A 14,774-nucleotide genomic window follows, 5' to 3' on the forward strand; every position below is an offset into this window, starting at 1 on the left:
GATGGTAGTGTGGGGTTTCCCCATGTGAGAGTAGGTCATCGTCAAGATTCATTTCGCAAAACCCCTATCTGCGCGAGCAGGTAGGGGTTTTGTCTTTCTGGCGTCTGGCTGGGGATTGGCGGTAGCCCCATCGCTGGCAAGCCAGCTCCCACAGGTACAGCGCAGACCTGCAAGCCAGCGCCATCCCTGTGGGAGCCGGCTTGCCGGCGATGGGGCGCAAAGCGGCCACAAAGGCCAGCTCAGCCGACACCCCTCCAACGCAAAGCTCTTTTGCCCACCACCCCCTCACACTTCCTCCCGCCGGGTGCGACAATTAATGCCGCCAATTGACGTGACTTCTCCGTACCCAGCCTGCGTCAAGGCTTAGGTTCGGGGCAATTCCGGCTTCCGGACCGAGCGATGCCAGCGCACCGTGCTGCGCATTCCTGGACTTCACCACCGTCCTATCACTTGAGGTAGCAAGCAAGATGGCCAAGGCCGCCGATGTCGTAGTGCAATGCCTGGAAAACGAAGGTGTCGAGTATGTGTTCGGCATTCCCGGCGAGGAGAACCTCGACCTGCTGGAGTCCCTGCGCAAGTCGAAGATCAAGCTGGTCCTGACCCGCCACGAGCAGTCCGCAGGCTTCATGGCCGCCACCTACGGCCGCCTGACCGGCAAGACCGGCGTCAGCCTGTCGACCCTCGGCCCTGGCGCGACCAACCTGGTCACCGCCAGTGCCTACGCCTATCTGGGCGGTATGCCGATGATGATGATTACCGGCCAGAAGCCGATCAAGAAGTCCAAGCAGGGCCGTTTCCAGATCATCGACGTGTGCGGCATGATGGACCCCATCACCAAGTACACCCACCAGTTCGCCTCGGCCGACAACATCCCCGCGCGCATGCGCGAAGCCTTCCGCTTGGCTGAAGAAGAAAAGCCTGGCGCCGTGCATCTGGAGTTGCCAGAAGACATCGCCGCCGAGCAGACCGACTCGATGCCGATCCCGCCGAGCCTGCACCGCCGCCCGCTGGCCGAGCACAAGGCCGTCGAGGCCGCGGTCGAGAAGCTGCAGGCCGCCCGCAGCCCGATCCTGGTGATCGGTGCCGGCGCTAACCGCAAGATGACCGCCAAGGTCCTCAAGCAACTGATCGACAAGACCGGTATCCCCTTCATCACCACGCAGATGGGCAAGGGCGTAGTCGACGAGCGCCACCCGCGCTTTCTCGGCAACGCCGCACTGTCGGCTGGCGATTTCGTGCACCGTGCGGTCGAAGCCGCCGACCTGATCGTCAACATCGGCCACGATGTGATCGAGAAGCCGCCGTTCTTCATGGTTCGTGGCGGTACCGAGGTCATCCACATCAACTTCCGCTCGGCGGAAGTCGATGCCGTGTACTTCCCGCAGATCGAAGTGATCGGCGACATCGCCAACGCCGTCTGGCAGATCGGTGAAGCCCTGACCGACACCAGCCACTGGGACTTCACCCGCCTGCTGGCCATCCGCGAAGCCAACGAAGCGCAGGTCGCCGAAGGCGCCGACGACGACCGTTTCCCGATCTACCCGCAGCGCATGGTCGCCGACATCCGTCGCGCCTTGCCGTCCGAAGGCATCGTCGCCCTGGACAACGGCATCTACAAGATCTGGTTCGCCCGTAACTACAAGGCCCACAAGCCCAATACCGTGCTGCTGGACAACGCCCTGGCGACCATGGGCGCCGGCCTGCCATCGGCCATGGCGGCGCACCTGGTGTACCCGGACCGCCCGGTGATCTCGGTGTGCGGTGACGGTGGCTTCATGATGAACAGCCAGGAACTGGAAACCGCGGTGCGCCTGGGGATGCACCTGACCGTGGTGATCCTGCGCGACGATGGCTACGGCATGATCCGCTGGAAGCAGGCCAACATGGGTTTCACCGATTTCGGCCTGGACTACGGCAATCCGGACTTCGTCAAATATGCCGAAGCCTACGGCGCCAACGGTCACCGCGTGGAAAGCGCCGAGGGCTTCCTGCCGCTGCTCGAGCACTGCATCAAGACTCCGGGGGTGCATGTGATCGACTGCCCGGTCGACTACAGCGAGAACGATCACATCCTCAACCAGGAACTGCGTGAGCGTGCGCTGGCGGTTTAACGCCTGACGGCCCTATTTGCAACAAGCCCGTTCCCACAGGTACAGCGTACTTCTGCAATTCAGCGCTATCCCTGTGGGAGCTGTGGCTCGGTGCCTTGGCTGACCCGCAAGTAACCTCAATATTTACTAAAGCGGCGCTTAAATGCCTGTAGGGCTTGCTTGTAATAGCATTAGATCAGACAACACTGATCACGATTCGACGATAAACATCTACCGCTCCCTACCTTGCTAGCTCCGGCATGATCAGGTTTCTCATCTTCCATGGAAACCCGAGATCATGACCATCGGATCGACTCATAACCATCCCGCTGATCTGGCTATCGAGCCAGCATCCCCCGGCCAACCGTGGAGCGCGCGCTTTCCCAATCCTCCCGACCTGTGTTTCGACTACCGTCGTCTCGTTGAACAGCATGGCGGAGTTGGCCGTGCCTCCCGGCCAGAGCATCGCATCTGCATCGTCGGTGCCGGTGTTACTGGTCTTACGGTAGCTCGAGAGCTACTGCGTTGTGGCTTCACCCGAATTACTCTTATCGAACAAGCCCAGCGCATTGGCGGTCGCCACCTGACCGTGAGGAATAGTTCTGGTGATCAGAGGCAACCCTCGGCACCTTTCGAAATGGGTGCTATGCGCATGCCTTTCTTCAACCGAACCGGTGAGTCGCCAAAGGATGGTCGATCCCTGATGGCGCATTACGCGAATCTGTTCGAGCTGCGTCTCTCCGACTTTCCCAACCCAGGCACGCCTTGGGTCAATGCTACTGGGATCTATCTACGCGAGGGGCAGCTTGAAGGAGAGGGCGAGCCCAAGCTGCTGATCTGGAAAAACCCTGAAGGCCACACTTCACCACCTACTGCAGCACTGCAGAGGATTCAAGGAAAATGGCGGCGTTTTGCCGAGCGTTTCGCTGAGAAGGTAGCCGCTGTCTATGGTACGGAAGGCTGGGCACAGATGTGGACGGCGATCGTCGAGCGATACCACAGGTTGTCTTTCCGTGACCTTGTGTTCCTCCCTGCCCTAGATGCCTGGGACCCGGCGGATCCGGGGGATTTCGGTGGGCTAGGCATGGATCGCGATGAATCGGCGATCTTCTATGCAATTGGCATCGGCGATGGTAGCTGGGGAGCATTCTACGACGTTTGTTGCCTATATCCGTTGCGTACCGCGATTTTCGGTTTCAGTAGCCACTTGCAACTGGTGCATGGGCGTGTGGACGAGCACGGGATACCTCTCACAGCTCCCTATCTTGATGTCGATGCGGTGCGTGACAGCAAGGGCTTGTATTTCCAGGCACCAGCCTACGTTGGTCTTGCTGCTATGGATGAAGCTCTACTGTTCATGAACATCGAAGAGCTCGGCACATCGCTATACAGCCAGTGCGTGGCACGTGAGGATGGCTTGCTGACGGACAGTTCGGTTTGCGGCTTGCACAAGCTGGCCGACGGCCGTATTCGGGTTGAATATCGTTGGCACCAAAGTAATCCGGCCAAGGCGCAATTACTGAGCGATGAGTTCGACAGTGTGGTGCTCACCACTCCATCCTGGTTGATCGAGACAGGGATGTGTCTCGACGGCTTCACAAGGGAAATGCTGCCACAGCACATCATTGATGCCTGGAAGCATGCCCATTGGGAAACCAGTTGCAAGGTCTACGCGCCACTGCAGAAAAGCTTCCTCGATCGCAACCCACAGTTGCCACAGATTCTGGTCACCGACAGCTTCGTCCACGACGTCTATGCCTATCGCTATAGCGGTAGCTATGCCCAAGACTGCATACTACTCAGCTACACTTGGGAAGACGATGCCTCCAAACTAGCAGTGTTTTCCGATAGTGAGCTGGTGGACAAGTGCGTGAAAGAACTCGACCGGATCTTGCTGCGTTGCACAAATATCGGTGAGCCGATCTCGCCTTACATCGATACTGGAAACATCTGCATACAACGGTGGATTACAGACCGGAATGCGTTGGGTTGTGCGAAGTTGTACCGGGCTGGCACCTACTACGACGCTGTGAGCCTAATGAAGTATAACCGTGACCTGAGCAGCATTTCTGGGCTCTATCTGGCCGGCGAGTCGTTCTCTGTCGATGCCGGCTGGACCGAGCCCTGCCTGCGTACAGCTATCGATACTGTGATTAACCTCTGTGACCGCACTGCTGCACAATTCAACGGTGGTTTCAAGCTCGAATATTATCCGCATTACCAAGCGCGTTAAGGGAGAGTTTGAAACAACTATGTAGGACCGCTCTTTCTACTATCTTTGCTTTTTCTTCCAGATACATCGGACTGCCCTGACTGTCGCTCAGCAAGCAGCCCCCGTTCTACTGGCGGCTTCCATAACAACTCCAAGAAGGAAGCCACCATGCCCGACCACAGCATCCCCATCAGCCCCGTTCGAATCGCAGTCATCCAATACGATCCCCAGGTAGGGCTCGAGCACTGCGAGGGGAACCTGAGCAGGGGGCTGGCCTTGGCCCGGCGTGCCGCACGCGAAGGGGCCAACCTGATCGTGTTGCCGGAGCTGGCCAATACCGGCTACACCTTCCACTCCCGCGCCGAGGCCTACGCCCACGCCGAGACCTTGCAGGACGGTCGCAGCCTGCTGGCCTGGGCTGACTTCGCCCAAGGGCACCAGGTCTATCTTGCCGCCGGATTTGCCGAGCGCGACGGACTCAAGCTCTATGACAGCGCCGTACTGTTCGGGCCCGAGGGCCGCTTGGGGCATTACCGCAAGGCGCACTTGTGGAACCAGGAGAAACTCTGGTTCACACCAGGCGACCTGGGTTTCCCGGTATTCGAGACCCCCATCGGCCGCATCGGGCTGTTGATCTGCTGGGACATCTGGTTCCCAGAGGTCCCCCGGCTCATGGCCGCGCAAGGTGCCGACCTCATTTGCAGCCTCAACAACTGGGTATGGACGCCACCACCACTGTTCGATGAAGCCGGGCGCTGCATGGCGTCATACCTCACGATGAGTGCCGCTCACGTCAACAATGTCTACATCGCTGCGGCCAACCGCATCGGTCGCGAGCGTGGCGGGCGCTTCCTGGGTTGTTCGCTGATCGCCGGCACGAACGGTTGGCCTATCGGAGAGGTGGCGAGCGCCGAGCAGGAGGGCATCCTCTATGCCGACGTGGATCTCAGTACCGCACGCTCGGCCCCCATCTGGAACAGTCTCAATGATCTTCCCCGAGACCGGCGTACGGACCTCTACGACGCCATGCTGGGGTATCGGCTTCATTCACCGATGCCACGTTGAGGAGAGCGCCATGGAACAGACCTTCCCATCGCGTCGACCCCATACACCAAGCGTGATCCTGAGTGGTCTGGCAGTACTGCTCATTGTCAACCTGGCGCTGGGCCAGTGGCCAGACTACGCACAGCTCACAGCGACTCTGGACCAGCCATTGAGCAGGCTGCGCTGGATCATCGGCGACATCAGCGAAGTCGCTTTCTACAAGCACGAATTGCCGGCTCTCGGTTTGCTGCTGGGCGCTGGCCTGGCACATTGGACCCATGTCCGTGGGTACCGCTGGCAAGGCTTCGCCATCTGCTACGGTACAGGCCTGTGGCCATGGCTGTTCACCAGCTCTCTGCTTGGCTTGTTGCTCAGTCATGCGCTATGGGGGTGGACCCTCTCCAGTGGTACCTGGCAGCCGACGTTCGTCGCTTTCGTATCACTACCGGCGGCCATGGTGCTGCTGTTCGGCGGTGGCTGGCGGGTAGCGATCAATGGCGCGCTGCTTGGTGCATTGCTGGTAACGCCCATGAGCCTGTTGCTGGTCAACTACCTGTGCTATCCCCTGCAGTTGCCGGTGGTGATCGGCAATGTCAGTGGCATGGCGCTGGCAAGCGTGGTGGCTTTCCTGCTGTGCCGACGTTTCCCTTCGTTGGTACGTGGTGGCTTGCAACCTGCCACGCCGGTACCCTTTGCGACAAAACCGGATTACGGCGTGTTGTGGACCTTGCGCCGGGTACTGGCCGATTTCAGCGAAGCACCGTTCTTCGGCAATGAACTGGCCAGCCTAGGGCTGCTCCTGGGGGTATTGCTGGCCTACGTGTTGACCCCAGCAGCACCGGCCTATGGCTCGCATCTGGTGCTGCAGATGGTGATTGGGCAGGCACTGGCCTCGCTGGTTGGTGTGCTGGTCTGGCGGCGGCAGTGGATGGAGCATGGCTGGTATCCCACCTATATTCCCATCGTGTCGATCGTTCCTGCCGCAGTGCTCACACTAGGAGGCAGTTGGCAAGTGATAGTCGCCAGCGCGGTCCTGGGAGCATTGGTCGCACCGCCCTTGGCCGTGGCGATCAGCCAGCGGTTACCGGCCTACATGCACGGTTATATCGGCAATGTTTTGTCCATGGCCATCAGCACCCTGGGGATCTTGCCCCTGGTCGGGTTGCTTGCAGGAGGTAATGCATGACACAGAAGACAGAACTACCAAGGTTGTCGATCGGCAGTCTGGGCGGCACGGTCAGCATGCAGTGCGCAGCACCTGGGCAAGGGGTGATACCGAAGCTCGATTGCGAGGCGTTGCTGGCGTCACTGCCGCAGTTGGATGGGCTTGCGTGGTTCAGCACCGCCACGCTGTGTCTGGAGCCAAGCGCATCGCTCGGCTTCCAAGCACTGCTGGAAGTGCTGGCCTGGGTCCGTGGTGAGGTGGAGCACGGCGCTCAGGCCGTGGTCCTCACCCAAGGCACCGACACCCTTGAGGAAACGGCTTATTTCCTCGACCTGCTCTGGCCTTTCGACACCCCGCTGGTCATGACCGGTGCGATGCGTTCGGCCAGTCACCCGGGTGCTGACGGTCCGGCGAACCTGCTGGCGGCGGTGCAGGTGGCGATAGATGCGGGCAGTCGTAGGCGTGGCGTGCTGGTGGTGATCAATGATCACGTTCACTCGGCCGCCAGGGTTCGCAAGGTGGCCAGCCTGGCGATGGCTGCTTTCGAATCACCCGGTGGTGGACCTATAGGGGAGGTCGTGGAGGGAGATGTGACCTACCGCCACCCGCCCTTGCCGCGCACGGTGCTGCCTGCACCACGGCAGGTGGAGCATCGCGTCGCCTTGCTGGAGGCATGCCTCGATGCAGACACGGCGCTGCTGCAGGTACTCCCCAAGTTAGGGTACGCAGGGTTGGTGGTTGCCGGCTTTGGTGCAGGCCATGTCTCTAGCGCCTGGGCTGATGCGATGGCCAACGTTGCTCGGCACATGCCGGTCGTCGTGGCCACACGCACTGGCAGCGGTCCGACCGCGAGGGCGACGTACGGCTTTGCAGGTGGAGAAATCGATCTTCAGGCCAAGGGCATGCGTATGGCTGGCGCATTGTGCCCTCGCAAGTGCCGCATCCTGCTCTGGCTGCTGATTGGAACAGGCGACCCCGCGCTATTGGACACGTGGCCCCGGCACTTGTGCTAGGGTGCACGCACATTTACCCAGGACACGCTGCCCATGCTTCCCGCTCTCAGCGACAAAGAACTCGACCGCCTCGAAGACCTGCTGATCACCTACGGCAACGACTATTCGGTCCTCAACCTGGCCGAGCTCAATGGCTTCTTCACCGCCTTGGCCAGCTCGCCGGTCAAGGTCAACCCCGAGCAATGGCTGCCTGCGGTCGCTGGCGGCAAGGTGCCCAAGTTCAAGAGCCAGGCCCAGGAAGAGGCCTACACCGCATTGATGCTGCGCTATGCCAACCAGGTGGCTGGCGAGCTGGCCGACGACCTCGAGCATTTCGCGCCACTGTTCGAAGAGAGCGAAGGCGAGGAGGGGCCGGCGATCATTCTCGAGGAATGGTGTTTCGGCTACATGCGCGGCACGCAGGTGGCTGAATGGGGCGAGCTGCCGCCTGAGCAGGATCGTCTGCTCAAGGCCATTTCGTTGCATGGGTTGGAAGACAACTTCGAGCTGCTCGATTCGATGAGTTTCGACGAGCATCAAGCCTGCGTGCCGCAGGTGGTCGAGGCGGCCCGTGGGCTGTACCGGTACCAGAAGCAGCAGCGGCATTGAGTTCCAGATTGGGCAAGCCTTGCGAGAGGCCTTGTGGGAGCGGGCTTGCCCGCGAATAGGCCGGTGCCGTCTCCCATTATTCCGCCTACCGAAATTATGGATTGCTCCCCGCAACGATTCTGCTGCCAGCCGAACCAGTGCAGCATGTTCTCCAGCAGCGCCACTCCCGGCGCTGACCAGGAGCCGAGAACATGCCAAGCCCGATCAAACTCTATAACTTCCCCAAATCCGGCCACGCCCACCGCATCGAGCTGATGCTTTCGCTGCTGAACCTGCCCACCGAGCTGGTCTTCGTCGACCTGGCCAAGGGGGCCCACAAGCAGCCCGACTTCCTCGCCCTCAACCCCTTCGGCCAGGTGCCGGTGATCGACGACAACGGCACCGTCATCGCCGACTCCAACGCCATCCTGGTCTATCTGGCCAAGGCCTACGGCGGTGAGCGCTGGTTGCCCCAGGACCCAGTCGGTGCCGCGCGTGTGCAGCGCTGGCTGTCGGTAGCCGCCGGGCCGCTGGCCTTCGGCCCCGCCGCGGCACGCCTGGTGACGGTGTTCGGCGCCACGTTCAACACCGACGAAGTCATCGGCCGCGCCCACGCCCTGCTCAAGGTGGTCGACGCCGAACTGGCCGAGCGCCCGTTCTTGGTCGGCAACGAGGCGACCATTGCCGATGTCGCCAACTATTCGTACATCGCCCATGCACCCGAAGGCAATGTGTCGCTGGAACCGTACCCCAACGTGCGCGCCTGGCTCGCCCGGATCGAAGCGCTGCCGGGCTTCGTGCCGATGCCGCGCACGGTCATTGGCCTGCAGGAAACCCTCTGAGCCGAAGGCTCCGCGAGGAATGCCACCATGCACGACCGCCCCGAACATCGCACCTCGCCCTGGCACGCAGGTGAAAAGCAGTTGCAGGTGCAGGCCGGTGTCGCGCAGCGCATGGAGGTGTTCGGGCAGAAGGTCATCCGCGACTACATGCCCGATCAGCACCGCGCGTTCTACCATCAGTTGCCATTCCTGGTCGCAGGTGCAGTGGACCCGGATGGCAAGCCTTGGGCGACGCTGCTCGAAGGCCCGGAAGGCTTCGTTCGCTCGCCCGATGCGCGGCAACTGCTGATCGCTACCGATCTCGTCGCCGATGACCCGGCTACGCCAGGGCTGGTCGCCGGGGAGGCGATCGGGTTGCTCGGGATCGAACTGCACACCCGGCGGCGCAATCGTCTCAATGGCCTGATCCGCCAGGCCAACGGCGGCCAGTTGGAGGTCGGGGTGGAGCAGTCGTTCGGCAACTGCCCGCAATACATCCAGCAGCGTGACTACACCCGGGTCGACGAGCCTGCCCAAGGGCGCATCGACGCAGTGAACCTGGATGCCGACGCCATCGCCATGATCGAAGGCGCCGACACCTTCTTCGTCGCCAGCTACATCGAGCAGGTCGACGGCCAGCGCTCGGTGGACGTGTCCCATCGCGGTGGCCGGCCGGGCTTCATCAAGGTCGAAGGCAACCGCCTGACCATCCCCGACTACGCCGGCAACCTGCATTTCAACACCCTCGGCAACCTGCTGCTGAACCCCATCGCCGGCCTATTGTTCGTCGACTTCACCAGCGGCAACCTGCTGCAGCTGTGCGGGCGAACCGAGGTGATCCTGGACAGCCCTTCGATCGCTGCCTTCGAAGGCGCCGAGCGGCTCTGGACGGTGCAGGTCGAGCAGGTGGTGTTCCGTCCGGCCGCCGTGTCGCTGCGCTGGGCCTTCCAGGCATACGCCCCGACTAGCCTGATGACCGGCACTTGGGCCGAGGCCGAGCAGCGCCTGCAACAGCGCGAACGCCAGCGCCAGTGGCTGGCCTGGCGCGTGGTGCGTATCGAACAGGAGAGCCGCGAGATCCGCTCGTTCTACTTGCAGCCCGAGGATGAAGCGCCGGTAGACTTCGCCCCGGGCCAGCACATCCCCGTGCGCCTGCGGCTCGCTGGCGAGACGCCGCTGATCCGTACCTACAGCCTCTCCAGTGCACCATCCGACGGCTACCTGCGCATCAGCGTCAAGCGGCAGGGGGCGGTATCGCGGCATCTTCATGAGCACCTGAAGGTCGGCCACCGGCTGGACGTGCGTCTGCCCATGGGCCGCTTCACCCTCGATCGGCAGAGCCTGCGGCCAATCGTGCTGGCCGGTGCGGGCGTCGGCATCACGCCACTGATCGCCATGCTGCGCGAGCAACTGAACACCGGACAGGGGCGCCGTATCTACCTGTTCCATGGCGCACGCACGCTGGCCGACCTGCCGTTTCAAGAGGAGCTCGCCACGCTGAGGCAGCGAGCCGGTGGCCTGTTGAGCCTCCATCGCGCCCTGAGCCAGCCCGAAGCCCAGGCGGTGCAAGGTCGCGACTATGAGTTCGCCAGCCGCCTCGGTATCGAGCAGATCAAGGCCACCCTGGCGCTGGACGACTACGACTTCTACCTGTGTGGCCCAGCCAGCTTCACCCAGGATCTCTACGAAGGCCTGCGCGGTGTGCACGTGCCCGACGCGCGCATCCACGCCGAGGCCTTCGGCCCCTCGACCCTGCGTCGCCATACCGACGACCAGCCCGCCCTGCAACAGCCACCAGCGGCCACCGAATCGGTGCCGGTGTACTTCGCCACTTCCGCGAAGGAAGCTCGCTGGTCCCCCGGCAGCGGCACCCTGCTGGAACTCGCCGAAAGCCGCGGCCTGTCCCCGGACTTCAGTTGCCGTGGTGGCGCCTGCGGTACCTGCGCGACACGGTTGTCCAGCGGCCAGGTCCACTACCCGAACCCGCCCGCCGAACTGCCGCCCAGCGGCAGCGTGCTGATTTGTTGCGCCGTCCCGGCCCAAGGCGAGGAGGGCACGCAACCGCTGGTGCTGGAGCTCTAGCCCCGCCACTGGAATAATCGATCGACCACAACCACAGGGGCGCGGCATGGACCAGATCCACCTGATGAAGGTGTTCGTCGCGGTCGGCGAGCTGGAGAGCTTCGCCGCCGCCGCGCGTCGCCTGGGCATCTCGCCAGCGGCGGTTACCCGCGCCGTCAGCGCCCTGGAAGAACAGCTCGGGGTCAAGCTGCTGCAGCGCACCACCCGCAGCGTACGTTTGACCGAAGCCGGCGGCCGCTACCTGGAAGACACCCGGCATATCCTCGCCAGCATCGTCGAGGCCAACGAAGCCGCGGCCGGCATCAATGCGGCGCCCAAGGGCGATCTGGCGGTGACCGCGCCGATCCTGTTCGGCAAGAAGTTCGTCATGCCCTGCATCGTTCGCTACCTGCAGCAGTACCCCGAGGTGGACGTGTCCGCCTACTTCCTCGACCGTGTGGTGAACCTGGTGGAAGAGGGCATGGACGTCGCGGTGCGCATCGGCCAGCTCCCCGACTCTGGCCTCAAGGCGCTGCGCGTGGGCTCGATGCGCCGGCTGCTGTGCGCCTCGCCCGAGTACCTCGAGCGCCACGGTACACCGCGTCATCCGTCCGAGCTGCAAGGCCACGCGGTCATCGCTGCCGGCAATCTCTCGCCGCGCACCGACTGGCGCTTCGGCGCCCTCGACGATCCGACTCAGGTCCGCATGAAGCCGCGCCTGACGGTCACTGGCAACGACGCCGCCATCGCCGCTGCCAGTGCCGGGCTTGGCATTGCGCGGTTGTTGTCCTACCAGGTGGCCGACGAGCTGGCGGACGGGCGTTTGCAAGTGATCCTGGCTGCGTACGAGGAAGCACCGTGGCCGATCCATGTGCTGCACCGGGAGAGCAAGTACGGGGCGGCCAAGGTGCGGACGTTCATCGATATGCTGGTGGAGCATCTGCGGGGGCAGGTGCATTTAGGTTGAGGTACGCAGATTTCGGGTGCCCTCAGCGGCCCCAACACCACAAAGTACCGCTTGGCAGAAGTTCACATTCTTCAACACATCGCCGCCTCTGCATTGACCACCATCCAGACACCAACCAGGGACACCGCCGTGCCAAGTGCAATCTGCCACGAGAGCGGGTCGCCGAACATGGCCCAGGCCCACACCAGGGTAACGGCGGGGCTGAGATACAGGACGCTCGCAACCCGGGTGGGCGTGGAGCGCTTCAGGCATATCCAGTACAGCCCGTAGCCACCCAGGCTGGAGAGCAGTGCTGTCCACAGCACGCTCACGGCGAAACCCTGCGTCGGTAACGGAGCCAACCCGCCCTCGATACTCGCGAGCCCGGCGAAAATCACGCTGCAAGCGCAGCAGTGAAGCCACAGATTCGGCAACAGTCCGACGTTGGTCGCCACCTTCGAATGCTTCTGCCAAAGGGTCGCCAGCGCCAGGGACAGCATGCCGAGCAAGGGCAGTGCGTAGGCCCACAGCGGGGCGTGCCCCAGGCCCAGGGCATCGGCAGTCACCAGCAGCACGCCTGTCAGGCCGATCGCCAATCCGCCCCAGGTGCGCAAGCTCAGCCGCTGCCCCAGCAATCCGGCGGACAGCGCGGCGACACCCAAGGGCAGCAGGTCCGCCAGCAACGCGGCAAGGCCCGCCGGCACGCCCAGTGCGATGCCCTGCACGACACCGGCCAGGTACCCCGCCATGGCCAGCAGGCCGCTGCCTGCGGTGTGCAGCAAGGCCCGCGGTGACATGCGCAGCAGAGGGCGCCAGACGAACGGCAGGAGGATGAGCATGACGGCAATGCAGCGCCAGAAGACGACCAGCATTGGGGGCGCTTGGTCGACGGAGAAACGCGCGCCGACGAAACCAGAACTCCAGGCGAACACCAGCCCAGCTTCCAAGAGGGGCAGAGGCAGGGCAGTGGGCAAGCAACCGCAGTTCGAGGACAGGCTCATGACGGCTCCCAAGAGCAGAGGCATGCGCACACACTACGAATCAGCGCTAATCTAATAAATCAAAATTAATGGAAATACTGGTTCAGGATTCATGAACGATGAGCGCCATTCTGGATATCGAGCTACTCCGCACCTTCCACGCGGTCTCCCGTAGCGGTCGCTTCAAGGCGGCGGCCGAACAGCTGCACAAGAGCCCGGCCGCCATCAGCGTGCACATACAGCGGCTGGAAAGCATCGTAGGTGGGCGCTTGCTGGAGCGCGACAACCAGTCGGTCTCCCTCACGGCGCTCGGCAGGCGGTTGCTGGTCTCGACCACCGAGCTGCTCCACACTCATGATCGGGTGCTGTCCGAAGTGCAGGGCAGCAGTGTGACGGGGCGTATCCGCCTCGGCGTGCCGGATGAATATGCCGACCACGTCATCCGCGACATCCTGCCCTGTTTCGCCGAACAGCGTCCGAACGTGGTACTGGAAGTCAAGACCGGGCCCAGCCTCACGCTGCGCGAGCAGGTCCGGCGCGGCAGGCTCCATGCGGCGGTGGCCGTGGTGCCCAAGGGAGAACCTGTGGACGGGCAGAAGCCGCTTGCTGGCACCACGCCGGTGTGGGTCGGCGCAGCCAACGGCCCATCGGTTCTGGCCGACCCACTTCCCCTGGCGCTCTACGCAGCGGAGTGCCCCTATCGCGAGGCGATGCTGAGCGCACTTCGCAACAGTGGGCGGAAATGGCGCGTCGTGCTGGACAGCCCATCCAGCCAGGCAGTGAAGGCATGCGTGGAGACGGGCATGGCGATCACCCTGCTGGACCGCTCGCGTGTCACCGGCCGGATGGTGATATTGGCAGGCCTGCCCGAGGTCGCCGAGCACGACGTCGTGTTCCTCACGTTCGCCCAGGCCCAGTCGGAAGAGCCGGTGGTACTGCTCTCGCAGATGATCGGGCAGTACTTCAGGCTTTGAGCCCTCAGCCATCCGTGGAACGGGTGAGGGTTTCCCAGGCGGCGATTTCCTCCCCGAGCGCCCCGAGTTTCTGGCGAACCAGGCCAAGGGCATCGCTGCCGAGCAGCAAGTGGGCTGGCGGATGCTGCGAGTCGATTACCTCCAGCATGGCGCGGGCAGCTTTCTTCGGGTCTCCAAGCTGCTTGCCGCTTTTTTCCTGTCGCGCCTTGCGCACAGGGTCGAACAGCGTGTCGTAGTCGGCGATGCAGCGAGGGCTTCGCACCATGGAGCGGCCGGCCCAGTCCGTGCGGAAGGAGCCGGGCGCCACGGCGGTCACGGCAATGCCGAAGCCTTCGACTTCCTTGCCCACCACCTCGGAGATGCCCTCCAGCGCGAACTTGCTGCCGCAGTAGTAGGCGATGCCGGGCAGGGTGATGAAACCGCCCATCGAGGTGATGTTCAGGATATGGCCGCGCCGCCGTTGGCGCATGTACGGCAGCACGGCCTTCATCATCGCCACGGCGCCGAACACGTTCACCTCGAACTGCCGGCGCATTTCCGACAGCGGAGATTCTTCGAGGATGCCTTCGTGGCCATAGCCGGCGCTGTTCACCAGCACATCCACCGAGCCGACGGTCGTTTCGACCTGGGCGACCACCTGGTCGATGGCCGCGAAATCGGTCACGTCCAGCAACCGTCCGAATGCCCGGCCGGGGGCGAGCGCTTCGAGCGTGGCCTTGGCCTGCTCGCTACGAACCGTGCCCACCACACGATGGCCATCGGCCAAGGCTTCTTGGGCAAGGGCCAGCCCGAAGCCGCTGCTGGCTCCGGTGATCAACAGGGTTTTGCGAGGTGGCATGGCGATGGCTCCATTGCAGGGGGAATGAGCGCATAATACTCAGCCGCCAGCCGCTGCCAGAGG

The 14,774-nt window shown here is 63.0% G+C and carries 12 protein-coding genes; 10 read left to right on the plus strand and 2 right to left on the minus strand.

Features of this window, described 5'->3' with window-relative positions:
* The first annotated feature begins 467 nt into the window (after window positions 1-467).
* From ABFA30_RS10555 to ABFA30_RS10595, 9 genes are all read left to right on the plus strand, one after another.
* Window positions 468-2,111: an acetolactate synthase large subunit gene (locus ABFA30_RS10555; RefSeq protein WP_225790949.1), complete on the plus strand. Its 1,644-nt coding sequence runs from the start codon at window positions 468-470 to the stop codon at window positions 2,109-2,111.
* A 277-nt stretch (window positions 2,112-2,388) separates the two neighbouring features.
* Window positions 2,389-4,323, plus strand: a complete 1,935-nt coding sequence (locus ABFA30_RS10560) for a flavin monoamine oxidase family protein (protein WP_253091580.1) — start codon at window positions 2,389-2,391, stop codon at window positions 4,321-4,323.
* Between the two features lie 147 nt (window positions 4,324-4,470).
* Window positions 4,471-5,367 (plus strand): nitrilase family protein, encoded by an 897-nt coding sequence (locus ABFA30_RS10565; RefSeq protein WP_225788354.1) that lies wholly within the window; start codon window positions 4,471-4,473, stop codon window positions 5,365-5,367.
* A 10-nt stretch (window positions 5,368-5,377) separates the two neighbouring features.
* Window positions 5,378-6,532, plus strand: a complete 1,155-nt coding sequence (locus tag ABFA30_RS10570; RefSeq protein WP_225788358.1) for a hypothetical protein — start codon at window positions 5,378-5,380, stop codon at window positions 6,530-6,532.
* A complete protein-coding gene (locus ABFA30_RS10575) occupies window positions 6,529-7,524 on the plus strand; it encodes an asparaginase (protein ID WP_253091579.1) in 996 nt (331 codons plus the stop codon). Before ABFA30_RS10570 ends, ABFA30_RS10575 begins: the two co-directional genes overlap by 4 nt.
* Window positions 7,525-7,557: 33 nt before the next feature.
* A complete protein-coding gene (locus ABFA30_RS10580; protein WP_410045407.1) occupies window positions 7,558-8,112 on the plus strand; it encodes a UPF0149 family protein in 555 nt (184 codons plus the stop codon).
* Between the two features lie 191 nt (window positions 8,113-8,303).
* Entirely contained in the window at window positions 8,304-8,933 is a 630-nt protein-coding gene (locus tag ABFA30_RS10585) for a glutathione S-transferase family protein (protein ID WP_410045408.1), read from the plus strand.
* Window positions 8,934-8,960: 27 nt separating this feature from the next.
* Window positions 8,961-10,994: a pyridoxamine 5'-phosphate oxidase family protein gene (locus ABFA30_RS10590; RefSeq protein ID WP_410045409.1), complete on the plus strand. Its 2,034-nt coding sequence runs from the start codon at window positions 8,961-8,963 to the stop codon at window positions 10,992-10,994.
* 46 nt (window positions 10,995-11,040) lie between these two features.
* Window positions 11,041-11,940 (plus strand): LysR family transcriptional regulator, encoded by a 900-nt coding sequence (locus tag ABFA30_RS10595; protein WP_253081708.1) that lies wholly within the window; start codon window positions 11,041-11,043, stop codon window positions 11,938-11,940.
* Between the two features lie 71 nt (window positions 11,941-12,011).
* On the opposite strand, the gene ABFA30_RS10600 is transcribed toward ABFA30_RS10595, so the two are convergent.
* Complete coding sequence (locus ABFA30_RS10600) at window positions 12,012-12,920, minus strand: DMT family transporter (protein ID WP_253091576.1); 909 nt, start codon at window positions 12,918-12,920, stop codon at window positions 12,012-12,014.
* A gap of 98 nt (window positions 12,921-13,018) precedes the next feature.
* Here ABFA30_RS10600 and ABFA30_RS10605 point away from each other — a divergent pair, with 98 nt between their 5' ends.
* Complete coding sequence (locus tag ABFA30_RS10605) at window positions 13,019-13,873, plus strand: LysR family transcriptional regulator (RefSeq protein WP_225788347.1); 855 nt, start codon at window positions 13,019-13,021, stop codon at window positions 13,871-13,873.
* A gap of 4 nt (window positions 13,874-13,877) precedes the next feature.
* Here ABFA30_RS10605 and ABFA30_RS10610 read toward each other — a convergent pair whose 3' ends face one another.
* Complete coding sequence (locus tag ABFA30_RS10610) at window positions 13,878-14,711, minus strand: oxidoreductase (RefSeq protein ID WP_225788346.1); 834 nt, start codon at window positions 14,709-14,711, stop codon at window positions 13,878-13,880.
* Window positions 14,712-14,774 lie beyond the last annotated feature (63 nt).

The organism is Pseudomonas sp. HLMP, assembly GCF_046365545.1.
Classification (GTDB): Bacteria; Pseudomonadota; Gammaproteobacteria; order Pseudomonadales; family Pseudomonadaceae; genus Aquipseudomonas; species Aquipseudomonas guariconensis_B.

Bases quoted from the DNA above. Each gene is read 5' to 3' on its own strand.
- ABFA30_RS10570 (WP_225788358.1), top strand. From the start codon at position 5,378: ATGGAACAGACCTTCCCATCGCGTCGACCCCATACACCAAGCGTGATC.
- ABFA30_RS10600 (WP_253091576.1), bottom strand. From the start codon at position 12,920: ATGAGCCTGTCCTCGAACTGCGGTTGCTTGCCCACTGCCCTGCCTCTG.
- ABFA30_RS10560 (WP_253091580.1), top strand. From the start codon at position 2,389: ATGACCATCGGATCGACTCATAACCATCCCGCTGATCTGGCTATCGAG.
- ABFA30_RS10585 (WP_410045408.1), top strand. From the start codon at position 8,304: ATGCCAAGCCCGATCAAACTCTATAACTTCCCCAAATCCGGCCACGCC.
- ABFA30_RS10565 (WP_225788354.1), top strand. From the start codon at position 4,471: ATGCCCGACCACAGCATCCCCATCAGCCCCGTTCGAATCGCAGTCATC.
- ABFA30_RS10605 (WP_225788347.1), top strand. From the start codon at position 13,019: ATGAGCGCCATTCTGGATATCGAGCTACTCCGCACCTTCCACGCGGTC.
- ABFA30_RS10590 (WP_410045409.1), top strand. From the start codon at position 8,961: ATGCACGACCGCCCCGAACATCGCACCTCGCCCTGGCACGCAGGTGAA.
- ABFA30_RS10580 (WP_410045407.1), top strand. From the start codon at position 7,558: ATGCTTCCCGCTCTCAGCGACAAAGAACTCGACCGCCTCGAAGACCTG.
- ABFA30_RS10595 (WP_253081708.1), top strand. From the start codon at position 11,041: ATGGACCAGATCCACCTGATGAAGGTGTTCGTCGCGGTCGGCGAGCTG.
- ABFA30_RS10610 (WP_225788346.1), bottom strand. From the start codon at position 14,711: ATGCCACCTCGCAAAACCCTGTTGATCACCGGAGCCAGCAGCGGCTTC.
- ABFA30_RS10555 (WP_225790949.1), top strand. From the start codon at position 468: ATGGCCAAGGCCGCCGATGTCGTAGTGCAATGCCTGGAAAACGAAGGT.
- ABFA30_RS10575 (WP_253091579.1), top strand. From the start codon at position 6,529: ATGACACAGAAGACAGAACTACCAAGGTTGTCGATCGGCAGTCTGGGC.